Raw genomic sequence first — 22,218 nt, forward strand, 5'->3', positions numbered from 1 at the left:
GAGTGCGAGCGCGTGAATCAGTGGTTTAAACGGATTTAGGTTTGAGTTGCAAGGCGGTGTAGCTCGGACGCTTACGTAAATTCTACCGACATCACACTTATAGACACTAGTTGATGCTACGTTGAAACAGCCTTGGAATGCTCATTTACACCACGTAAATTCCACTTCCTCGGCTGTTTTCGCTTTGCCTGACGTCCGTCTCAAAGCTTTTCGCACAGAGCCTAAGTAATAGCCCTGCACGAAAGTCTTGAGATGAAGGTCAGACTGTTATCGACGCAGCATGAACGAGTATCAAGGTTTTGCGTCCAGAACCTATGAACTAAGTCACTCTTCTCCCGGAGCTTCCGTAGGATTGTTCCAGCAGCCCAGGCTCTCTGAGTCGAAGAAAGCGACCTGATTGACGCCAGCACGAACCATTTTTTCTTCCGCTTGCTGAGCGAACGCCTGTGAGCCGCCGCGCACAGAGATCGCTACCCTCTGAGGTGGGTTTCTGGTGATCTGGTCGACGATGTGTTGATCCTGTTCCGAAAGGCTCCAGCCGTAAATAGTGACTGAATCACCTAGGGCGGGGACGACTTCCCTAAAAACACGCTCCAAGTATGAAGAGCTTTCAATCGATTTCTTTTTGTGGGCAGCAGTCCCTTCACAGACAAATAGAGGAATTGTGGCTCCGCCTTCCCAGTGATCAAGTATCGCATCGAGTAAGCGGCCGCCGTCTTGAGCTCCAATCTTGCTCTCGCGGCGATCGTCGGTTCGGGTGAGAGCGAGATTTCCGTGAGGGTAGAAGAATAGAGTGCTGCCGGTTGCTCTTCCGTAAGGGGCACGCAAAGATTCCCAATCTTCGGTAAAGGTGCCGCCAATGAACCCGTCTTTAAAATGCGGACCTCGCTCGCGGTTGCCCAGCATCGCAGCCCAGTAAACGATCAAGTCGTAATTTAGGGAAATGACCGTGTCAAAGTGCATCATGAATGGGTAGATCAGACGTAGATGGGGCAGCGCGTTGTCATAATCCACATGAATGTCTCGCACCGTAGAGATTAGAGCAGTTCGGACCTCCGCATACGCCTCCTCCACTCTGCCATGTGGAATTTCGAGGGACTGATTCACGAGGCTCGCCTGCCAGAGGCGGCGAAGAACCAGCTCAAAATCATTCACACCGAAACGATCAAAAATGCCCGCCACTGCGGGTGTGATGTGCCCAATTTCCTGCGCTCTGTCGAAAAGGGAGCCGTATCCGAACTGAGGATGTACTGCCATGCTCGCCCCGTTTCCGAGGAGCAAGCTGTCCGTGTACTGATCCCGAATCTCTCCCCACTGCACTATCTCTGGCATGTTGTCGCTCTCTCCATTTGCGATGGAACAGCGTAATCTCAAATTAATGGCATGTCAGCCACCAGTGATAGCCTGCCTGGGCTCTGTACGAATTCGCGAAAAACCCAATCGTCGCCCCTCGAACGCTAAGATTTTGTAGAGTCATCCGCTATCGATGGAAAGCAATTCGGTGATGGCGATACTAACGAACAGCAGGCGGGCGTGAAAAATCAACAGATGAAATGAACTCGACCAAGGTCAACTCGCCGTTCACGAAAGCGAGAGCGTACTGCTCTAGCTCAGGAGTTAACGTAAATCCTTCCAACGTGAGTGAAGCACGAGCGTAATCGACTGCAGCTTGCCGACGAGTCCGCTCTGCATCCATGAGCTCGACAGCATCCATATTCTTCATCCGTTTCATGAGAGCTCCGCGAAGTAGAACAAGACAATTTCAGCGCTGATAAGCTGAAGGGTCAAGGGCGTCACCGGAGGCCGCAGCCCGTGAAACGGGACCGGGCGAGGATGACGGCGAAGCGCACCCTTGACGCTGCGCCACCCCAATCCTATCTGCGGGGCTGCTGGATGCCTTTCCCAGCGGCCCCTGCTACCGGCGAGGGCGGGAAGTCCAGAGGGGCAGAGCCCCTTTGGGCAAGCCCGCCAGGGCGCGCAGCAGGGTCCGTAATTCTGATATCTGGTCGCTAACTACCGACCCTCCCTCCTCTCGCCCTACCCCAGTTCTTGCCCAGGTTCTGCATGACGTGCTGCCGATAGGCTGGGTTCCAAACGCTGTTCCCTGCGATTACATGATTCAAACCTCTAGCAGTGGTCATCATGCCCGACTGCAGGTCTCGGCGCGTTGACATCGGATTAACAGTGTTGAAGACCGCCTTGGCTGGATTTAACGCAGCCTGAGTCATCTGCCGCAATGTGATCGCACTGGACGACAGACCACCTGCAAGCTGACCTCCCAATGAGTAAGCCTGATAAACCATATAGAGCACAATCCCACTTAACGCGAGGATCTCCAGCATGTCGGTCGGTGGGCCGTTTCCAGCAGTGGGCTGCACATCGGCCAGCATTGTCGAAAAGAACTTCATCCCCAGCGTAAGCACTGACGTGATCGTTGCGCATTGAATGATGTAGGTCATCACCTGGGCGAACCATTGATCGAACCACTTGCTGGTCATCTGCCCAAACAGCAGCAGTGCGATGAACAGCGGTCCGCACCCTAGCAAAAACGCCAACAGCACCTTGGCCGTGATGATCATCGCTCCAGCGGGCAGCGTAATCAGGAATGTTGCGATGATCATCGTTCCTGCAATAAGCCAGTCATAAAGAATCATGCCTATCTCGGTCATGCCACGACGTCCAGCGCGAGCAATCAGATCGGAAGCGATATCAAATCCATCGGTCATGGCTCTATCAATCACCTGATACACCGATGTGGCAGCCACACCTTTGCCATTTGGCGAAAACGCATCTGCCAAGCCAACCTCCAGGCCGCGAATCGCTTCCACGACCCAACCAAGGTACGTATCAGCATTGAGTGCCAATGCGCCGATGAATACCCATTTCAACATGAGCTTGAAAACATGCGGGAGAGGATGCTCGATGAAGCCACCGACGGACAGCAGGCCCAGGATCATGAAGAAAAGGCCGCCGCCAGCAACGAACGAGCCCGAGGAGTTATCAATGACACTATGTGCCATGAGTTGCACGTAGCTGTTCAACACCGAGTCGATTGAGCCACCTACCCATTCGTAAAAATTGGACTCCATGGTCATTGCCCCTCCAGATTCAGCATTTCACGCCTCCGATAGCCGCGCTGATCAAGCTGCTGCTCATTCCTGGCCTGCTTGGCATTAACGCAGTTCGGCGTAAGGGCCAGAGTCCCGGCATGTCGCTCACACTCCGATATACGGATATCCCTTTCCGAGCTGTGGGCTTTGTACCAATCGACAGAATGGACCGGTTCATCCGCCCCGCAGCCCGTGAGCAGAAACAAAACGACAATTGAGAAACGAGAGGCTGTCATTTCCGGCCCTCCCGATTCTGATCCGCTCCATTCACTTCACGAGGCAGCACATGCTCCGCCTCCGTGCGGAATTCCCCAGCAAATTTCAGCGAATAGGCCAGCTCAGCAGCGTTGATAATCTGAAGTGCGGCAAGCGTTCTCAACGCGCTTTCCCTTGTCCCTGCCCAACTACCCGCAATGCGGTATTCGGACCTCGAAATCAATAGCGACGAACCCAGTGCACATGCGAATGAGGTCAAAACGGCGAGCGTTGAGGAGATTGGCCCAGTTGCTCGGGGCGGCACTATCTGCAACCAATCGGCAAGCGCCAGTACAAAAGGCATGATCGCGGCTGATGCCGCCAGGAGATCGCTCTGGATCAACTCAGGCGCACGTCGTGACACCTCTTTCAAAGCTCCGAACCGGCCAATGCAAACCCAGAATCGCCGTAAGGAAGTGAGGATGAAGAAGCACATGACCAAGGGGAGGATATGAGCGTACGAGATCATTTCAGTTGCCCCCCAGGTTCAGCACTTCGCGATTCTTGTAGCCTCTCTTGTCGAGCACCTGGGCATTCAATTCCCGTTGCCGCTGCTCCTGGATCTTGCCCTCAGCCTCAGCGACCATTTGGAACATCTGCAATTTGGTCTGCTCATTCTGGATCATCGCTTGCTCTGCCGCGATGCGACCTTGCAGCTCTGCGATCCCTTTGGGATCTTGCGTTTGATTGATCTGCCCCATGAGCTGGTCAATCTGCCGTAATCGGGCCTCGGCCTGGTCATAGGCCTGCAGAGCAAACGCTTTATCTTGCGACGGCTTCACCGCCTGTGCTCGGCAAGCATCGCGCTGCTGATCCTGAACCAGACTTTCGCAGGCATCGAACACCTTGTTATCCGCATAGATCGAACCAGCACGACCATTCAGGCCTGAATAGCCGCCATGCTTCACTGCGTCATACACAGCCTGCCAGTCTTGAGGCAGATACTCTCGCAGCTGCGGATCATCAAATACTCGACCGAGCCCACGCGACCCCGTGAGCGCGCCGTACTGCTGCTTCATCTGATCAATTTGGGATGTCATCTGCTGAACCTGTTGGGCCCAGCGAGTCGTGTTAGACGCGAACTCGGCAACAGTCATGGGGGAATCCGTCACTTGGGTAGTAACGGTTACGGGGATTTGAGCGTACCCCTGCTGGGCCCCTAGCATCGACACGAACATCGTCGCGAAACTAAATGGCCGGACGCCTTTGAACGTAAAACGTTTTAACGGACCCATAGTCACCTCTCCATTGGACATGGTGAACGCTGGGCCGTCTGTCCGACCTGTCGATCTGCTCAGGAATCGCACCCGGTACGGCTATACCGTTCTTGGGGTGACTATGCGCCAGTCTTACCCGGTGTAGGCCCCGTCTTTTAAGGGCCGCGCCCATAATGCAATAAGCATCAGCGAGGCGGTTACAGCGTCACAGAATTAACCAAAGTACTACACTTTGGCGATATGTATTGTCTCACCTTAGTCCAATATCCAAAAGAGCCGTACGTCCCAATTCTTCGTCATGACGAAATTCCGACTACTACGAGTGGCTACTGCAGGATAGGCTATTCGCCGGTGGTATGTGCGCACACTGCATGCTACCCAGATACTCCCATCCACATAAATTCAGGAGATGCAATTATGGCAACCGGCGCTCGCTCTATTAATGTTCATCTTGGGATGGAATTGAAATTACGCTGGATTAGTTATTGCAGCAGTTTGGGCAAGACATCAGGTGCCGCGTTGAAGGAAGCCATCGAACACCAGCTTGAGAACATAGGCACAGTGCATCTGCCCAAATCCTAAACGCAGACGGAAAACATTCAGGAACCAAAGAAACGGTTTGAAATATTGCTCACGAAGTCGGAAAAAGAAGCCATAAAGGAACGCGCCGATTTTGAGCGTAGCTCTCAAGGCGCTGGATCGTAGATGCCGTCCGTGTAGGACTTACGCGCGAGCCTCAGTTCAGCATGCATGAAATTGATGCCTTGGGTGAGTCAAATTATCAGTTGCTGGCATTAGGCAGGAATCTTAGTCAAATTGCTGGGTGCTGGAATGAGGGATATTACGAACCAGTAACCATCGAGCAAATCGAAGCACTTGGTCGATTAATAAGTAAGCATACAGACGTTGTAAGTAGCGCGATGCTAGGCTGAAGAGATGGAGCATTACCCATGAGGCTTGACATAGGCTACACCCAAATCGTCCAACATCCCCCCCTTATCAGGCACCCCGGCGCCCCTCCCAGCTTGAGCGGAGCGAAATATAGCCACTCAAACCTATTGCGCCAAAAATCCATATCCTTACAATGGAGGATTTTTGGATTGTAGGCTATCAATGCTTCAAGTGCCCCCTCAAAATGTTGATGGCCGGCTGCTGCAGGCTGGCGTCGAGCAGCATGAACCTGCTGGAGCGACGGGCGCCGTGGAGCCATCCGTCGTAAAGTGCGTTGATTTGTTCGCCGGCGCGGGTGGTTTTTCGCTAGGTGCTATACAGGCTGGCATAGACGTAGTCGGCGCCCTTGAGATCAAAGAAAAGGCTGCAAAAACATATTCGGACAACATCCCGAGATATGCCGGAAAGAAAGTCCCCGTCATCAATGGAGACATACTTCCGCTTGATCCAGAAGAAGCACTTAAACAGTGGGGAGTCGAGCCAGGAACATGCGATTTCATAATTGGCGGTCCTCCATGCCAAGGTTTTTCCAGTCATCGCATCAAAGACAAAGGCGTGGGGGATCCTCGAAATGCTCTACTATGTAGGTATTTCGATTACGTAAAAACGATTAGACCAAGGGTTTTCTTAGTAGAAAATGTCCCCGGCTTACTCTGGCCGAGGCACAAGGAATATCTTCAACGCTTCTACGAGATGGGACGCGAAGCGGAGTACAACTTATTCCCCCCGGCTGTTCTTAACGCCTGCGATTTTGGCGTACCCCAAAATCGAAAGAGAGTATTTATACTAGGAGTAGACTCCAGAAGGCCGTTAGACATTCAATGGCCCCCACGTCCGACCCATGTATCTCCCAGTACGCCCGAGCCTTTTCGAGACAGCAGGCCTGTTTGGAAAAATGCTGCAGTGGCATTCCACCCCTCTGAGGAGAACGATCCGAATAATATTCACATGAACCATTCTCCTGAAATGGTCGAATTATTCAAATGCACTCCTATCAATGGGGGGAGTCGCTCTCAGTCTGGACGCACCCTAAAATGTCACGAAGGACACGGTGGCCATAATGATGTGTATGGCCGCATCAATCCTTCTAAACCAGCGCCAACTATGACAACTGCTTGTATAAACCCTTCAAAGGGGCGTTTCGTACACCCGACTGAAAACCATGGGATTACACTACGTCAAGCAGCGCGATTCCAAACATTCCCTGACGATTTCGTCTTCGGCGGCGGGTTGATGGCCGCCGGAGAACAGATCGGTAACGCTGTACCAGTAGGGTTAGCAAAGGCAATTATTAGCGAAATCTACAGGGCACTAACCCAACAGCCCGGCTAACCGGCCTGTGCCGCCTGCTTAGGGATAGGTACAAAATCAACTCCTATCCGAGCACGCTGATAGCCGGACTCTGCCAAAAATTTATTGGCATAATCAGACCGCAATAGTGCTACAGATTGAAACTCAGAGGTAATAATTTCCGGCTTTTTGTCTTTATCAAGCGCAATTATGAGACCTGTGAAAATTGAGGAGCTGATTACGCCACCATCAGCCAGAAGCAAAGTTTCCATCTTCATCTGACGAGTTGTGCTGTCTGCAACCTCAAGAACTAACGCCTCGCCATCCACATGTAAAAATATGTCTCTGCCATGCGTTGCGCTTTCCAGTCTTTTCCTCATTCCACTGACAGAGGTAAGTCTAACAGCATTAATTGGTCGATAAGGGTGTAAGTCACCATCCCATCCATTAGAATTTTGACCTACGACTAGATCGCAGGCTGGCGAAGCACATAACCAATAGCTGAAGTTACCATCCCGATTACACCTAAATACTACGCCGGTAGTAATGACTCCATCGGTGTAAGAGTCCGAACATAGATGCTCATTCAAAGCGTGATATATATCTTCATCCTGAACACCTTTAGCCTTTGCCATTTCCCTAGCAATTTTCGCGGGACTACCTTCAAAGTCTACAAACAACTTCGCTCCAAACCCTATAACTACCTCGTCAACATGCTTGATTAGGCGCTCAAACAAACGTCCATATAGTTCATGTATGTGCCGCTTTCTCTCATTTAGATCAGAGGCGGCAAGTATCCTCAAAAGCCAACCTGCTTGTCGACGCGGGGTATCCAAAACCTTCAAATCTACGGTAGTCCCTGCCTTTTCGAGCGCCGCGCGCGCCTGGATCATCATTAGTTTGAGCGGAGACGGATTCCAAGAGACCAATGCGCTCTGTAACCTATCCAGCAAAACCTCTACCGGCTCCTCCTTATTCACTATCACAGCAAACAAATTGCCTTCAGCAACCCACATCGGCCCTTCCGCCGAAAAACTAACTTCCACATTAGCAGAACTATTACGCCGCTCAGTTACTGCACGAGACAGTTTTTCATTGAGCTGCTCCATACAAATGTAAGCGACAGCACTTCCAATTAGCCCCTGGTTTATCTCAGCCTCACGAAGAGCTCGCACCAATGCCTGGGCGCTCGCGCTTGGCCTCTGAGAGGCCAGGAAATTTTGTATCACTTCTGCATTAGAGCAATCCAATATTCCATCATAATCGTCAGGATCAAGACCCTCAATAAACTCTGACACATTACGGGCATCTTCCAGCGAGATTTTTACCCCGCCCCCCAAGCTATACGCAACATCCCGAGCCACATCCAACGGAGGAGCCGCTGTATATATGATAGCCAAATTAAAATGATCGGAGGCCGCTAAAGACTGAAGCACACCCAGTGCCCTAGTTGGGTCTTCAGGCTTGTCTGATTCAAGATGAAAATCTAATATGAGCAGATCAGACTGGTTCAAGTGCTTGTCTCGCTCAAACTTCTCCGCCACTCTTACGGCATTGTCTACATCGCAGAGCCATCCTTGAGCCCGGCAAAAACCAAATAGACTTTCAGCACGAACAGCATCATATCTTTCAATTTCCTGACGCGCCATTTGAGAATACGTTGGAAATTCGTCATCCACTACTAGTGCAAAACGGATAGGATCAATAAAAGCTTCTTTCAACAGCTCGGGAGATATATTAGGCATCGAATCCGTTCCGCAAAGTTATTACAAAGCATGCACCTGACAACTGCTTCCAAGGTTTGTCTTCGGTGTAATTTATGGTATGGCCGCCCGCAGCCAGCGTTTGCCTGCAAAGGTATAGCCCAACCCCACGACCTCTTATTCGCCTCGTAAAAAATAATTCGAATAGACTATCTACATCATCAGGGTCAATCCCAGGACCAGAATCGCAAATAACTATCGCCCCATCGATGACATCGATTTGGATAACCCTATCACCTGCTGAAGGAAGCCAGTAAAGCGAGTTGTTAATCAGATTGATGAATACTGGAAAAATGCGCGACGGGAACTCGTAAAACGCCACACGCCTAAACACATCAGACGTATTAATTGCAGCATTCTTTTCAGAAAGTGTATTCCCAAAAAACGCCATTAAGTACTCATCAATATCTGACCCCGTTATCCTCTGACGCACGTCACTTCCGGATATTTGCATCTGCGAAAGGAACCTGAGCCTCTCAACAAGCTCTTGACGCGCCCAGTTAGCCTCCGCAAACTCCTTCGTTTTCTTAATTTCACTAGGCAGTTTGTCTAAACTTGTCTGAAGCCTCCTATCAAGCACATGAAGCTCGTGACTGAGAATCTCGACACTAATACCAACTTGCGCCAAGCTTTGGAGCTTCTCCAGTCGCCCTTCTAGTGTCTCACTCCTTGCCCCGGCATAGGCGAATGCACCATCTAGATCCACCCCACTCGCGAGCTGCTGCAAGCTGCGTTTATAGGATTCATACCTGGATGAAAATTGGTCATTCAGCGTTTGTCTGGTTTCATCCATCTCAGCTAAGGCGGCCGTCAATGCAACCCTTTCGCTCTCAACCTCAAAAAGCAACGGAGAAACCTTTTTATAGTATTCCTTTTGATCATCTTGAGCTGAACTTATTATACGAGCTTGCTCCGATGTGAGAATATCAACAATCGCTCTCCGCCAACGAGACAACTGATCACTCAAAGCACTCTGATGGCTTGCCAACCTTGACTTTACAACATCAATCGCAGGTTTCGCATTTAATCTTTCAGTCTCACTAGCCCATTTTTGGCGCACGCCCTCAACCACATCCACCAAGATGGCATATTGATCCCTATATTCCCTGTAACGCTCCTCGAATTTACCTAGATTCTTAGGCTTCGGAGGAAGCCTTAACTCTAACTTTGAATCTTGTAGATCACTAACAGATGCCGAAAGCCTCCATAATTCTTCCAGTTCACTTCCTTCCAATACTGAATTGAGATGTTCCTCTATAGACCTTGCTTTAGAGAGGGCAATTTCAAGCTCTGGAAGCTGCTTTTTAACAGAAGATTTAAAGTTTGACAGTTGGCCACTTCTTGCCTGTTTTGCGTTTTTGGCAGCGGCATCATTTTCAGCCTCAACACCTGGCAATAACTCTTTTCGGACCGGAGCATCTGTGCCGAAGTACCTACGAGCCGTAACTTTTAGCAGATCAACAACTAGTGCCTGTATTGCTCGGCTAGCAGTGTTATCAATCAACCCCTCGCGGCCAGCCTTATCTCTCAAATTAGGGTTATCTGACCGAGTAATTCCGATACGCCCGAAAATCCGCCGACTCGCCCAAAACTCCCGACCAGCGTGGAATTGCCTCCGCTCTTCAATTTTGAAAAAGTCACTCTCTGGACGTCCGTAAGGCATCACCCTTAACCCATCTCGATAGATATTTAAGCCCGAGTGGGTTTCAGCTCTTTCCAATACCTTACTGTGCACTGCCTCGCTGAGAGAGCTAGATCGTGCAATAGGCTCAAATGCTCCCAAACAAAGTAGAAAAGCCCCGACTTTGTCTTTATTTGAGGTCGGTATCGGGTGCGATGGAGCAATCTCCACATCTCCGATATCCTTCCCGAACACCCGCACTCTTCCTCGAAAAACCCCATAATCATCAATCTCACCGATGAGACTATGATCGAGACTCTGCAGATACTCAAGGCCAAAGCCTTTCTCACGACCGACAACACACTTGCTGCCAGAGCGAGCGTGCACTACAACACTGTAGTCTAAGACTTCATCATTTTGATCATCTGAGCCAGAGGACTCGGAGGTAATTTCCTCGACATTTTTAACATAAGGATCAGAGAAGCCGGACAGAGTACGAACCATCGAAGCCTTAATTGCTTCTATTTCGTCCGAATTTTGATCCTCACCTTCAGCAATCCATGCCAAGAGAGCCGAGTTAAGCTCGGTAATAATTACTGCCGTACCAGACTTTTTTCTCTCCGTCCATACCGGCCAGGATTCCAGAAACTTATCTAAATCTAGATCATAAGACGCAGATTTTTTAATTTGATCAGAAACCGCTTGCTCAGTCGCATCACGCTCTTTTACTAGTTTATCAAAGTCTCTCCATGCGGATGACAACCGTGAGGCACGCCCGTTATCTCCATCCGATCCGGTTAAATTTTCTAGAAGAGATTTACGCATCTCGGGAATGAGGAGGTTAAACTCCGCCACATCAGAAAATTCTCTTACTGGCAGCTTAATATCTTGAAGCAAGATATATGGATTTTCGAACAGCCGCCAATCTATGAGACATGCGACAAATTTCTCGTGCTCCTGTTTCGAAACAATCAGCGCCGTGGCTCCTAGGGCCGCGACTGAAAGCCTTCCGATTCCTTTTTGACCCTGCTTTGGCCTTTCGGGCAAGCCATTTCTGAGCGCTTCAGGAACAGAGTCGTTGCCGGCCTTCGACTCGGTACCAACGACCAGCCATTTATCCAGAAACTGCCCACGAGTCATTCCATGCCCATCATCCATTACGACAGCGGTGGGCTGTTTAGTGCTGTGGATCTGTAACGAGACCTCACGTGCGTAAGCATCGTAAGCATTTTTCCAGAGCTCACTCACTGCAGTCGGCACATCGGCAATTTGCTCTCTGCCTAGGTGGTCGATCGTTCGCGCTCTAGTCTGGAACGCTACGGCGTCATTCATACATTTTCTCGAAATTATCCAATATCCGTTGGAGTTGCCGCTGACGGCAGGGAAAGCACAAGCTCCTGCCTAACGCCCAAAGCTAAGGAGTCCTGCCCTAATCCACGACCGAGATTCTATGGCCACAAGGTGTTCGGGGCCGCAATTCCCCTAGCCTGCTTCTGAAGCTACCAAATCTCTGGGAGAAAGGTACACTAGGGGTACAGTGCAGTTCTTCTCTAAGCAACCGTAGATTAGGTTAATCTACTGATTTTATTGAGCTTTTAGCGCTTGATCATTACTGTATATTTCGCTTAGCAAACGCTGACTTCTCTAGACTGTCATGCTCGCTGGCGAACTCATAATCCTTTGGTCCACGGTTCGAGTCCGTGTGGGCCCACCACCTTTAAAGCCGCGCATTGCGCGGCTTTGTCGTTTTCGCGCACGAGAAATTCTTGATGGACTTCGATGCCATGACGTCCACATATCGTCCACAGTGTCAGTCACTCGCGCCTCTCAGATTCATCCCAGCCGTTTGAGCCTACTTTCATCAGGTGTAATTGCCTCTAGCCGTTGCCAAACTGCCGGATACATTTGCCGTCTCAGCGGTCTGTTAGCTCATGAATATGCCTTCCCTGCCTCTGTTTGCTCGCCGCTTGCTGCGTCCGCTTCTGGACCCTTACCGCCGTTATCGCCACGCTCGCTACATCCACGCCGGCCGCATCGTGGTCGGTCTGCTGGTGTCGATCCTGCTCACCACCGGCATTCACCTGCCCCATGGCGAGTGGGCGTCGGTGACGATGTTGATCGTGATCGGCGGTCTGCAGCATCACGGCAATATCGGCAAAAAATCGGTGGAGCGCGCTTACGGGACGTTGATTGGTGCGGCGTTGGGGCTGGCGGTGGTGGCGCAGGAGAGTTATCTGGGCATGCCGCTGCTGACGTACGTGATCATGTCGCTGATCTGCGGGTTTTTCGCCTATCACGCCATCGGCAAGGGCGGGTACACGGCGCTGCTGTCGGCGATCACGTTGTTTATTGTGGCCGGGCACGGCGATAACCCGATCACCGACGGGCTGTGGCGTACGGTGGACATCCTGATCGGCATTGCGCTGGCGCTGGCGTTCTCATTCGCGCTGCCGCTGTATGCGGTGTACTCATGGCGCTACAACCTGGCGAGCGGTTTGCGTGATTGCGCGAAGGTGTACGAGCGCATCAGCAGCGGGCAGTCAGTTGCGGCGGACGAGCACCTGAAGCTGACCGCGCGCCTCAACGCGACGATGCTGCAGCTGCGCTCACTGATGCCGTCGGTGTCCAAGGAAGTGAAAATTTCGCTGGTGGAGCTGGATGCGATTCAAGGCCATTTCCGCATGTGTCTGAGCACCCTGGAAATCCTCTCGAACTTGCGTCCGGCAGACTTGGGCAATGTAGGAATGAACGCCGAGCAGCGTCGGATTCGGCGCATGCTGATCGGCATGGCCCGCGCCCTGCAAAGTGGCGCGACAGAGCGGCTGGCTCGCCCGACGGAGTCCTTGGCGGTGGGCCCGCAAACGCCTGCCGTTTCGGCGGAAGTGTTGGGGTATCAGCTGATGACGCGGCAACTGGCGCTGAACATCGAAGGGCTGCAACAGCGGCTGGCGAAGACTGCGAAGAATTGGAAGATCTGAGCCTCTTCGCAGCCCCGTTAATGCGCCGGTACATCAATAACGCGACGGCACGACCATGTCCCGCGGCACTGGAGCACGCAGGTAGTTGGCGTTGTATTCGCGCTCCGGCAGCACCACTTGCGCAGATTCAACGTCGCCGCGCGGGATCTGCTCCAAAAGGTGATGAATGCAGTTGAGTCGCGCGCGCTTCTTGTCGTCAGCCTCGACGATCCACCACGGTGCGACGTCGGTGTGGGAGCGTGTCAGCATTTCTTCCTTGGCGCGTGTGTAATCTTCCCAGCGACGGCGGGATTCCAGATCCATTGGCGACAGTTTCCACTGCTTGAGCGGGTCGTGGATGCGCATCAGGAAGCGGCGATACTGCTCATCGTCGGTGATCGAGAACCAGTATTTGATGAGGATGATGCCGGAGCGCACCAGCATCTTTTCGAACTCCGGAACAGTGCGGAAGAACTCTTCATATTCGTCGTTATTGCAAAAACCCATGACCCGCTCGACGCCCGCGCGGTTGTACCAACTGCGGTCGAACAGCACCATCTCGCCCGCTGCCGGCAGATGCGAAACGTAGCGCTGGAAGTACCACTGGGTACGCTCGCGTTCGCTGGGTGCGGTCAGGGCAGCCACTCGGCAGACCCGAGGATTGAGGCGCTGGGTGATGCGCTTGATCGCGCCGCCCTTACCCGCCGCGTCACGGCCTTCGAACAGCACCACCACCTTCAATTTCTGGCTGACGACCCAATCCTGCAGCTTGACCAACTCACCCTGCAGACGCAGCAACTCGCGGAAATACACGCGTCGATCGATGCTCTTCGGCACTTCCTCGCCCAAGTCAGACAGCAGGCCATCCAGGCGTGCATCGTCGTATTCCATCTCCAGTTCTTCGTCGAAACTGTCGAGGATATCGGCGTGGATGTAGCGGGCGGTTTCGGATAAATCCAGAGTCATGACAGAGCTCCCGGGCGTGGATTCTGAGGGTCAGGGACAGAATTTAGGCACGCCATGGGTGACAGCTGAATGACAGAGGAGTGGCACCGGGGAAAAGTCCTACAGAGCGAACTCCAAAACAGACACCTCGACGCCGGCGATTCTGACTGGCAGGCTGCGTCGACAGCAGATCCGAACCACTGGAGCCCCACATGTCCCACGCGTACAGCTCGCAGGAATGGCAACTCAGGCAGGAACTGGCGGCCTGCTATCGCCTGATCGCTCATTACAAGATGACCGACCTGATCTTCACCCACCTTTCCCTGCGCATCCCCGGGCCCGAGCATCACTTCCTGATCAACCCGTACGGCCTGATGTTCGAGGAAATCACTGCCTCGAATCTGGTGAAGATCGACCTCGATGGCAACAAGGTCGAGGCCTCCCAATATCCGGTCAACCCTGCAGGATTCGTGATTCACAGCGCGATTCACAGTGCTCGCGAGGACGCGCAATGCGTGCTGCACACCCATACCAAGGCGGGTTGCGCAGTGGCCGCGCAGGAAGGCGGGCTGCTGCCGGTGAACCAGATCTCGATGGAGTTCTACGGTCGCGTGGGCTACCACGACTATGAAGGCATCGCGCTGGATTTCAGCGAGCAGCAACGACTGGTAGCAGACTTGGGCGGCAACTCGGTGATGATCCTGCGTAACCACGGCCTGCTGACGGTGGGCGACAGCGTGAAGCAGGCATTCCTGCGCATGTACTACCTGGAAAAGGCTTGCGAGATTCAGATCGCCGCGCAAGCCGGTGGCCAGCTGCATTTGCCGCCCGAAGAAGTGCGCGTACGCACCGAGAGGCAGTTCAATGCGCCGGGACAAGGCGTGGCAGAAGGTGAGTTGAGCGATCTGGATGCCGTGGATTTTGCCTGGGCGGCATTGCTGAGAATGCTGGATCGCGTCGCGCCGGATTATAAAAACTGACGCCGCGGCTATGCCCTCCTGTGGGAGCGAGCTTGCTCACTCCCACAGAAATAGCAGTGCGCGCGCAGTCACCCCATCTCTCAGTGATGAGTTCTATAACCTGAACGCTTCCCGATCCACCCCAGAATCTCCTAACATCACCGGTTTGCCGAAGGAGATCCCCTTGTCCGACACACGCCCGCCTGCCCTTGACGACGTCGACCGCCAATTGATCGCCGCGCTGCAGATCAACGCCCGCGAACCGGTGGCCAATCTTGCTCGTCAATTGGGTATCGCGCGTACGACCGTCACCTCACGTCTGGCAAGGCTGGAAAAGGCCAAAATCATTACCGGCTATGGCGTGCGCCTGAGCCAGCGCGTCGTCGATGGCGGATTACAGGCCTATGTCGGCATCACCGTGCAGCCGCGTTCGGGCAAGGAAATATTGCGCCGATTGAGCGCGCTGGCCCAAGTGCAGCAACTCTGCGCCGTGAGTGGCGAGTTCGACTACGTTGCCTGGCTGCGCACAGATTCCCCCGAGCAGCTGGACCAGTTACTCGACCTGATTGGCAGCGTCGACGGCGTAGAAAAGACCACCACGTCCATCATCCTCAGCAGCAAGATTGATCGCGGACAGCCTGTCTAATCATCGTTATGCCGCAAGCCTTCGTCATTTTGCTCAAAATCTCTACAAAATGACGACACTCTGCGTCTTATTAACGTCTCAAGTGTTATCTAGACTTTCCTCTTCCGCGCCTCAGCCGAACAAGGTCAGTCATGAAGAACATTCGCCACCCCGCCGACGGTAAAAAACCGATCACGATTTTCGGCCCGGATTTTCCGTTCGCTTTTGACGACTGGATCGAGCACCCCGCAGGGCTGGGCAGCATTCCGACCGACAACCTCGGCAAGGAAGTGGCCATTGTCGGCGCAGGCATCGCGGGCCTGGTGGCCGCCTACGAGCTGATGAAACTTGGCCTCAAGCCGGTCGTTTACGAAGCCTCGAAAATGGGCGGCCGCCTGCGCTCGCAGCAGTTCGAAGGCGCCGAGGGCATCATCGCCGAGCTGGGCGGCATGCGCTTTCCAGTGTCGTCCACCGCCTTCTATCACTACGTCGACAAACTCGGCCTTGAGTCCAGGCCCTTCCCCAACCCGCTGACCGCCGCGTCCGGCAGCACGGTCATCGACTTGGAAGGCACCACTCATTACGCACAGAAGCTGTCGGATTTGCCGGCGCTGTTCCAGGAAGTGGCTGACGCCTGGGCCGATGCGCTGGAAGACGGCGCGCAGTTCGCCGACATCCAGCAAGCCATCCGCGAGCGCGACGTGCCGCGTCTTAAAGAGCTATGGGACAAGCTCGTGCCGCTGTGGGACGACCGCACGTTCTACGACTTCGTCGCCACCTCCAAAGCCTTCGCCAAACTGTCGTTCTACCACCGCGAAGTGTTCGGTCAGGTGGGGTTCGGCACCGGCGGCTGGGACTCGGACTTCCCCAACTCGATGCTGGAAATCTTCCGCGTAGTCATGACCAACTGCGACGATCACCAGCACCTCATCGTCGGCGGCGTGGAGCAAGTGCCGTTGGGCATCTGGCGTCACGTACCGGAACGCTGCGCCCACTGGCCGGAAGGCACCAGCCTCTCGACCCTGCACCACGGCGCGCCACGCACGGGCGTCAAGCGCATCGCCCGCGCCGCCGACGGCAAGTTCGCCGTGACCGATAACTGGGGCGACACCCGCCATTACGACGCGGTGCTGGCGACCTGCCAAAGCTGGCTGCTGACCACGCAGATCGAGTGTGAAGAAACGCTGTTTTCGCAAAAGATGTGGATGGCGCTGGACCGCACCCGTTACATGCAGTCATCAAAAACCTTCGTGATGGTTGATCGCCCGTTCTGGAAGGACAAAGACCCGGAAACCGGTCGCGACCTGATGAGCATGACCCTCACCGATCGCCTGACCCGCGGCACCTACCTGTTCGATAACGGCACTTACTCCAACGGCACCGAGAAGCCGGGTGTTATCTGCCTGTCGTACTCGTGGATGAGCGACGCGCTGAAAATGCTGCCGCACCCTGTGGAAAAACGCGTGAGCCTGGCCCTCGGCGCGCTGAAAAAGATCTATCCGAAGGTGGATATCGCCGCGCGCATCATCGGAGATCCGATCACTGTGTCGTGGGAAGCCGACCCGCACTTCCTCGGCGCCTTCAAAGGCGCGTTGCCGGGCCACTATCGCTACAACCAGCGGATGTACGCGCACTTCATGCAAAAAGACATGCCTGAGGAGCAACGTGGCATTTTCATCGCCGGCGACGACGTTTCCTGGACGCCCGCCTGGGTCGAGGGCGCCGTGCAAACCTCACTCAACGCGGTGTGGGGCATCATGACCCACTTCGGTGGCAAAACCCACGCCGAGAACCCGGGCCCGGGTGACGTGTTCCACGAAATCGGCCCCATCGTGCTGCCCGAATAAGGAGACCGTCATGCGCGTTGCCCTGTACCAATGCCCACCGTTGCCACTGGACGTCAGCAGCAATCTTGCGCGGCTCCAAACGCAGGCGGCAGAAGCAGCGAATCAGGGCGCAACGCTGCTGGTGTTTCCGGAGATGTACCTGAGCGGCTATAACATCGGCGCGCAGGCGGCACGGGATCTGGCGCAACCTTGCGACGGGATGGCAGCACAGGAAATCGCCGAAATAGCCAAGGCAAACAGTATCGCGATTCTGTATGGCTATCCCGAATCGAGTGCTGAGGGTCAGGTCTACAACGCTGTGCAACTGATCGATGCGCAAGGCGTACGACGCTGCAATTATCGTAAGACGCATCTGTACGGCGAACTGGACAAGTCGATGTTCAGTGCAGGAGACGATCATTTTCCCGTCGTGGAATTCGACGGCTGGAAGCTGGGATTTCTCATCTGCTACGACGTGGAGTTCCCCGAGAACACCCGACGTTTGGCCCTGGCCGGGGCTGACCTGATTCTGGTGCCGACCGCCAACATGGCGCCTTACAATTTCGTCTGTGAAGTGACCGTGCGCGCCCGGGCATTCGAAAACCAGTGCTATTTGGTGTACGCCAATTATTGCGGCAGCGAAGGCGAGATTCAGTACTGCGGGCTGAGCAGCATCTGCGCGCCGGATGGCAAACAGATCGGGCTGGCCGGGAGAGAAGAGGCGTTGGTGATTGCTGATCTGGACCGCCGTGTAATGGGTGAGTCTCAGGCGATCAACACCTATTTCAAGGACCGGCGGCCGGGGTTTTATGCGGGGTTGGCGAAAGGCTGAGGCGCGCCCGTGTTTATCTGACACCACACAATCTCTGTAGGAGCGAATTCATTCGCAAGACGTCGGTACATCCCACATGTGAATGTCGACCGCTCCATTTCTCGCGAATGAATTCGCTCCCAGAGGGGGTTATGCGTACGCCCGCAAATGCTGCGCAATCCGCTAGCATGACGCGTCACACCCTCTGCGACTGCGGAAACCTTCATGCCTGCCCCCAATTCAACCACGCATCGCTCCCTGACCTTGCCCACTGGCCTGCGAGTGGTGCTGTGCTCGGCACCGCGCCTGAAACGCTGTGCGGCAGCATTGCGGGTGGCGGCGGGCAGTCATGACGTGCCTGAGCAATGGCCAGGGCTGGCGCACTTTCTGGAACATCTTTTCTTTCTCGGCACCGAGCGTTTTCCTTCAGACCAGAATCTGATGGCCTACGTCCAGCGTCACGGCGGGCAGGTGAACGCCAGCACCCGGGAGCGCACGACTGACTTTTTCTTCGAACTCGCCCCCCCTCTGTTTACAGGCGGCTTGGAGCGCTTGTGCGACATGCTCAGCCATCCGCGCATGGCCCAGGCTGATCAGTTGCGTGAACGAGAGGTGCTGCACGCCGAGTTTATTGCCTGGTCGCGGGACGATGCTTCTCGCGATCAACTGCGACGTCTGCGGCCACTCTCACCCTTGCATCCACTGCGCTGGTTTCATGCAGGCAATCGCTTCAGCCTGCCAGTCCCACGTCCGGCGTTTCAGCAAGCGTTGCAGGATTTTTATCGCACGTACTATCAGGCGGGTCAGATGACCTTGAGCCTTGCGGGGCCACAAACGCTGGATGAGCTAGAGGCCTTGGCGACACGCTTTGGCGGATATTTCCCCAAGGGACGTCGGATCGATCGGCAGCAACCTCCCCCGCTTGTGGATAACCGCCCTGCCGAACAACCGGCAGCAGACGATGCGCGCCGGATGCATCTGATATTCGCGTGCGAAGGATTACCGGAAGGGCACGAGCAGGCTGCGGCGTTTCTCTGCACCTGGATCAACAACGCGCAGCCAGGCGGATTGATTGCGCAGTTGCGCGACCGAGGCTTGATTGAATCGCTGAAGGCGCAGGTGTTTTACGAGTTCGCTGGCCAACTGGTGCTTGATCTGGACATCACCCCAAGCGGCAATGACACAGGCCTGATTTCGGCACTGGTGTTCGACTGGCTGGCCTTCTTCAAAACCCGTTTCCGCCAACTGCTCGACGAATACGCGCGCCTTGAATTGCGTCGACTGCAGGTCAGCGGTGCTCTGCTTTTGGCGCGCCATTACAGCGCGAACCTGAGAGATCTGAACGACAAGGCCATCAGCGCCCTGCTCGACCATCTCACGCCAGACGCCCTTTTGAGACCGGTATCCCTGGAGCCCCACGATGGCGTCAATTGGCGCTTGCCCGTGCCGAATCCGTTCTTGCGAGAAGCTTGTAGCCCTGCCAACTCAGGCGTTGCGCTGCCATCCCTGACCTTCAGCAACACCCTCGCTTCTACAGGAGAAGCCACGCTTTACCTGCGTTGGACACTGCCCTCTGCGCAGCCAAAGTTGCACCAGATGCTCCACGACAGCCTCAAAACCCTCACCGCAGAGGCTCAGCAAGCGGGCGTCACCCTGGCATTCACGGCCTACGGCGAACAGTGGCAACTGAAGTTGAGCGGTATGGCCGAGCCGATCCCGGCCGTGTTGCGACAAACCCTGAACCTGCTCGCGCACCCCGATGCGCAGACGTTGGCGACCTACGGCCAGCCGAGCCGCGAGCCTGTGCCGATGCCGATCCGTCAGCTGCTCAAAACGTTACCTGATCATTTTTTGAACAGGCCAGTTCAAGCGGAAACCGCCGATTTGCAAACGCTCTGGGCCAAAACGCGCTGGATCGGCTTAACCGCGGGGTTTCAGGGGGCACAGTCAGCCGCTCTGACTCACGCCATGAGCAACATGCCGGGCACAGCTGAAACAAGAAGCCCGCAACCCCTTTCACTGCCGGCAGCCCTTGGTTGGGCAACTGAGCCGTCAGAAGCTTCCGAAAATGCTGTGCTGATGTTCTACCCAGCACCCACGAAACGTGTCGAAGACGAGGCCCTGTGGCGATTATTCGGACAGTTGGTTCAGGCGCCGTTCTATCAACGCCTGCGGGTCGAATTGCAATTGGGCTACGCGGTTTTCAGCGGTTTCCGACAAATAGCCGGGGTTGGCGGGATGTTGTTCGGCGTGCAATCTCCAAACGCGAGCGCGCAAGAGCTGGTCGAGCACATCAAAACCTTCCTCAAGACGCTGCCTGCGCTGATCGAGCGAGCCAATGTTCCGGCTCTGGTTGCAGCATTACAGGACCAGCTCGATCCTGACGCTATGGACAGCGCACAAGCGGCCGAAATGCTCTGGCAGGCGCACCTCGTAGGCCACGGTGCGAACTACGCCGAGCAGCTGCAACATTCGTTTGCAAAACTTCATCCTGAGGCGATAAACCGTGCCGTCAGTCGGATAGCGCTGTCTGAAACCCGGACGTTCATCCTCTCGAATCGCGCCAAACCAGACGCTGTAAAGCCTTCGCGCCCGTGATCATTGCTTCAAATGCAAAAAGCTTTATCCGATATTTCATCATTGGTGCCCGGATATTTTTAGTAACATAGCTCCCTAAGCATTTGAACGTCTCCCTTCAAAGGAGTACTAAAGATGTACTCACCCACCGCTGCACTCACTTGGAAGGAGTCTCCTATGTCCTGGACTAAACCTGCTTACACCGACCTGCGTATCGGCTTTGAAGTCACCATGTACTTCGCTAGCCGTTGATGTCTGCGCGGTAGAAAGCCTCGGTTCGCCGGGGCTTTTTTGTTACAGGGTTCAAGATTTCAAGGCGCAGCCTGTGAGCTGCGACTTCGGGCCTCGCGCCCCTCGGTACGGAGTACACATGCACATCCAGATTCTCGGCTCGGCGGCGGGCGGTGGTTTTCCTCAATGGAACTGCAACTGCGTCAATTGCGCAGGCTTTCGCGACGGCAGCCTGCGCGCCCACGCCCGCACCCAATCGTCCATCGCTCTGTCAGATGACGGCGTTAACTGGGTCTTGTGCAACGCTTCCCCCGACATCCGCGCGCAACTGCAAGGCTTTGCGCCGATGCAGCCTAATCGCGGCCTGCGCGACACCGGCATCAGCGCCATCATTCTGATGGACAGCCAGATCGACCACACCACCGGCCTGCTGAGCCTGCGCGAGGGTTGCCCGCATCAAGTGTGGTGCACGGACATGGTCCATGAAGACCTCACTACCGGTTTTCCACTGTTCAACATGCTCAAGCACTGGAACGGCGGGCTGGTCTGGAACCGCATTGAGCTGGAAGGCAGCTTTGTGATTCCGGCCTGTCCGAACCTGCGCTTTACGCCATTCCCACTGCGCAGCGCGGCACCGCCCTACTCGCCCCACCGATTCGACCCACACCCCGGCGACAATATCGGCCTGATGGTCGAGGACACTCGTACCGGCGGAAAACTGTTCTACGCCCCCGGTCTTGGCAAAGTCGATGATGCCCTCATGGAAAAAATGAGCGGCGCCGACTGTCTGCTGGTGGACGGCACGATGTGGGACGACGATGAAATGAAGCGTCGCGGCGTCGGCACGCGCACTGGGACGGAAATGGGCCATTTGGCGCAGAACGGCCCCGGCGGCATGCTTGAGGTGCTGGAAAAACTGCCAAACCAGCGCAAAGTGCTTATTCACATCAACAACACCAACCCGATTCTCGACGAAGACTCCCGCGAGCGCGCCGAGCTGGCCCGCCGCGAGGTTGAAGTGGCCTTTGATGGCATGAGCATTGAGTTGTAGGAAAACGCAGGTCAACCTGTGGGAGCGAA

General features: G+C 54.6%; 19 protein-coding genes. 10 read left to right on the forward strand and 9 right to left on the reverse strand.

All coding sequences use genetic code 11. From position 1 onward, the window contains the following. Positions 1–324: 324 nt before the first annotated feature. The 6 genes from AC07V9_RS23820 to virB5 all read right to left on the reverse strand — a co-directional run bounded on the left by AC07V9_RS23820 (position 325) and on the right by virB5 (position 4,621). Positions 325–1,332, reverse strand: coding sequence for a DUF4917 family protein (locus AC07V9_RS23820; RefSeq protein WP_495018092.1), 1,008 nt, complete (start codon positions 1,330–1,332; stop codon positions 325–327). A gap of 181 nt (positions 1,333–1,513) precedes the next feature. Beyond that, positions 1,514–1,732, reverse strand: coding sequence for an antitoxin VbhA family protein (locus AC07V9_RS23825; protein WP_495018093.1), 219 nt, complete (start codon positions 1,730–1,732; stop codon positions 1,514–1,516). 277 nt (positions 1,733–2,009) lie between these two features. Next, entirely contained in the window at positions 2,010–3,095 is a 1,086-nt protein-coding gene (locus AC07V9_RS23830) for a TrbL/VirB6 family protein (RefSeq protein WP_495018094.1), read from the reverse strand. Beyond that, positions 3,092–3,346: an EexN family lipoprotein gene (locus tag AC07V9_RS23835; RefSeq protein WP_495018095.1), complete on the reverse strand. Its 255-nt coding sequence runs from the start codon at positions 3,344–3,346 to the stop codon at positions 3,092–3,094. Before AC07V9_RS23835 ends, AC07V9_RS23830 begins: the two co-directional genes overlap by 4 nt. Further along, entirely contained in the window at positions 3,343–3,834 is a 492-nt protein-coding gene (locus AC07V9_RS23840) for a hypothetical protein (protein WP_495018096.1), read from the reverse strand. Before AC07V9_RS23840 ends, AC07V9_RS23835 begins: the two co-directional genes overlap by 4 nt. Position 3,835: 1 nt before the next feature. Next, positions 3,836–4,621 (reverse strand): P-type DNA transfer protein VirB5, encoded by a 786-nt coding sequence (virB5, locus tag AC07V9_RS23845; RefSeq protein WP_495018097.1) that lies wholly within the window; start codon positions 4,619–4,621, stop codon positions 3,836–3,838. A gap of 378 nt (positions 4,622–4,999) precedes the next feature. Between virB5 and AC07V9_RS23850 the strand changes: the two genes are divergently transcribed. Together AC07V9_RS23850 and AC07V9_RS23855 are read left to right on the forward strand one after the other, a co-directional pair. Next, entirely contained in the window at positions 5,000–5,164 is a 165-nt protein-coding gene (locus tag AC07V9_RS23850; protein WP_495018098.1) for a hypothetical protein, read from the forward strand. Positions 5,165–5,695: 531 nt separating this feature from the next. After that, the gene (locus AC07V9_RS23855; protein ID WP_495018099.1) at positions 5,696–6,865 is read left to right on the forward strand and encodes a DNA cytosine methyltransferase; all 1,170 of its coding nucleotides are present in this window, start codon (positions 5,696–5,698) and stop codon (positions 6,863–6,865) included. Here AC07V9_RS23855 and AC07V9_RS23860 read toward each other — a convergent pair. Both AC07V9_RS23860 and AC07V9_RS23865 read right to left on the reverse strand, forming a co-directional pair. Continuing rightward, positions 6,862–8,568: a response regulator receiver domain gene (locus tag AC07V9_RS23860; protein ID WP_495018100.1), complete on the reverse strand. Its 1,707-nt coding sequence runs from the start codon at positions 8,566–8,568 to the stop codon at positions 6,862–6,864. The two genes, AC07V9_RS23855 and AC07V9_RS23860, sit on opposite strands and share 4 nt — an antisense overlap. After that, complete coding sequence (locus tag AC07V9_RS23865) at positions 8,561–11,539, reverse strand: ATP-binding protein (RefSeq protein ID WP_495018101.1); 2,979 nt, start codon at positions 11,537–11,539, stop codon at positions 8,561–8,563. Before AC07V9_RS23865 ends, AC07V9_RS23860 begins: the two co-directional genes overlap by 8 nt. Positions 11,540–12,138: 599 nt before the next feature. Between AC07V9_RS23865 and AC07V9_RS23870 the strand changes: the two genes are divergently transcribed. Further along, entirely contained in the window at positions 12,139–13,185 is a 1,047-nt protein-coding gene (locus AC07V9_RS23870) for an FUSC family protein (RefSeq protein WP_495018102.1), read from the forward strand. Between the two features lie 33 nt (positions 13,186–13,218). On the opposite strand, the gene ppk2 is transcribed toward AC07V9_RS23870, so the two are convergent. Continuing rightward, positions 13,219–14,130: a polyphosphate kinase 2 gene (ppk2, locus tag AC07V9_RS23875; RefSeq protein ID WP_495018103.1), complete on the reverse strand. Its 912-nt coding sequence runs from the start codon at positions 14,128–14,130 to the stop codon at positions 13,219–13,221. A 191-nt stretch (positions 14,131–14,321) separates the two neighbouring features. On the opposite strand from ppk2, the gene AC07V9_RS23880 reads away from it, so the two are divergent. The 7 genes from AC07V9_RS23880 to pqqB all read left to right on the forward strand — a co-directional run bounded on the left by AC07V9_RS23880 (position 14,322) and on the right by pqqB (position 22,189). Continuing rightward, complete coding sequence (locus AC07V9_RS23880) at positions 14,322–15,089, forward strand: class II aldolase/adducin family protein (RefSeq protein WP_495018104.1); 768 nt, start codon at positions 14,322–14,324, stop codon at positions 15,087–15,089. Between the two features lie 163 nt (positions 15,090–15,252). Further along, positions 15,253–15,714, forward strand: a complete 462-nt coding sequence (locus AC07V9_RS23885; protein WP_495018105.1) for an Lrp/AsnC family transcriptional regulator — start codon at positions 15,253–15,255, stop codon at positions 15,712–15,714. A gap of 131 nt (positions 15,715–15,845) precedes the next feature. After that, entirely contained in the window at positions 15,846–17,540 is a 1,695-nt protein-coding gene (locus AC07V9_RS23890; protein ID WP_495018106.1) for a flavin monoamine oxidase family protein, read from the forward strand. A 10-nt stretch (positions 17,541–17,550) separates the two neighbouring features. Then, positions 17,551–18,351 carry a carbon-nitrogen hydrolase family protein gene (locus AC07V9_RS23895; protein ID WP_495018107.1) on the forward strand — a complete coding sequence of 267 codons (801 nt, stop codon included), beginning with the start codon at positions 17,551–17,553 and terminating at the stop codon, positions 18,349–18,351. A 204-nt stretch (positions 18,352–18,555) separates the two neighbouring features. Next, positions 18,556–20,928 carry a pyrroloquinoline quinone biosynthesis protein PqqF gene (gene pqqF, locus AC07V9_RS23900; RefSeq protein WP_495018108.1) on the forward strand — a complete coding sequence of 791 codons (2,373 nt, stop codon included), beginning with the start codon at positions 18,556–18,558 and terminating at the stop codon, positions 20,926–20,928. A gap of 156 nt (positions 20,929–21,084) precedes the next feature. Further along, entirely contained in the window at positions 21,085–21,159 is a 75-nt protein-coding gene (pqqA, locus tag AC07V9_RS23905; RefSeq protein WP_003422658.1) for a pyrroloquinoline quinone precursor peptide PqqA, read from the forward strand. Positions 21,160–21,277: 118 nt separating this feature from the next. Beyond that, positions 21,278–22,189, forward strand: coding sequence for a pyrroloquinoline quinone biosynthesis protein PqqB (gene pqqB, locus AC07V9_RS23910; RefSeq protein ID WP_495018109.1), 912 nt, complete (start codon positions 21,278–21,280; stop codon positions 22,187–22,189). The last annotated feature ends 29 nt before the right edge of the window (positions 22,190–22,218 follow it).

This window comes from Pseudomonas sp. GW821-FHT02A11 (genome assembly GCF_059421985.1).

Excerpts from the sequence above, each read along its gene's own strand:
- AC07V9_RS23880 (WP_495018104.1), top strand. The coding sequence starts at position 14,322 with ATGTCCCACGCGTACAGCTCGCAGGAATGGCAACTCAGGCAGGAACTG.
- AC07V9_RS23865 (WP_495018101.1), bottom strand. The coding sequence starts at position 11,539 with ATGAATGACGCCGTAGCGTTCCAGACTAGAGCGCGAACGATCGACCAC.
- ppk2 (WP_495018103.1), bottom strand. The coding sequence starts at position 14,130 with ATGACTCTGGATTTATCCGAAACCGCCCGCTACATCCACGCCGATATC.
- pqqB (WP_495018109.1), top strand. The coding sequence starts at position 21,278 with ATGCACATCCAGATTCTCGGCTCGGCGGCGGGCGGTGGTTTTCCTCAA.
- AC07V9_RS23860 (WP_495018100.1), bottom strand. The coding sequence starts at position 8,568 with ATGCCTAATATATCTCCCGAGCTGTTGAAAGAAGCTTTTATTGATCCT.
- AC07V9_RS23820 (WP_495018092.1), bottom strand. The coding sequence starts at position 1,332 with ATGCCAGAGATAGTGCAGTGGGGAGAGATTCGGGATCAGTACACGGAC.
- AC07V9_RS23870 (WP_495018102.1), top strand. The coding sequence starts at position 12,139 with ATGAATATGCCTTCCCTGCCTCTGTTTGCTCGCCGCTTGCTGCGTCCG.
- AC07V9_RS23890 (WP_495018106.1), top strand. The coding sequence starts at position 15,846 with ATGAAGAACATTCGCCACCCCGCCGACGGTAAAAAACCGATCACGATT.
- pqqF (WP_495018108.1), top strand. The coding sequence starts at position 18,556 with ATGCCTGCCCCCAATTCAACCACGCATCGCTCCCTGACCTTGCCCACT.
- AC07V9_RS23840 (WP_495018096.1), bottom strand. The coding sequence starts at position 3,834 with ATGATCTCGTACGCTCATATCCTCCCCTTGGTCATGTGCTTCTTCATC.
- AC07V9_RS23825 (WP_495018093.1), bottom strand. The coding sequence starts at position 1,732 with ATGAAACGGATGAAGAATATGGATGCTGTCGAGCTCATGGATGCAGAG.
- AC07V9_RS23830 (WP_495018094.1), bottom strand. The coding sequence starts at position 3,095 with ATGACCATGGAGTCCAATTTTTACGAATGGGTAGGTGGCTCAATCGAC.
- AC07V9_RS23850 (WP_495018098.1), top strand. The coding sequence starts at position 5,000 with ATGGCAACCGGCGCTCGCTCTATTAATGTTCATCTTGGGATGGAATTG.
- AC07V9_RS23895 (WP_495018107.1), top strand. The coding sequence starts at position 17,551 with ATGCGCGTTGCCCTGTACCAATGCCCACCGTTGCCACTGGACGTCAGC.
- AC07V9_RS23835 (WP_495018095.1), bottom strand. The coding sequence starts at position 3,346 with ATGACAGCCTCTCGTTTCTCAATTGTCGTTTTGTTTCTGCTCACGGGC.
- virB5 (WP_495018097.1), bottom strand. The coding sequence starts at position 4,621 with ATGTCCAATGGAGAGGTGACTATGGGTCCGTTAAAACGTTTTACGTTC.
- AC07V9_RS23855 (WP_495018099.1), top strand. The coding sequence starts at position 5,696 with ATGCTTCAAGTGCCCCCTCAAAATGTTGATGGCCGGCTGCTGCAGGCT.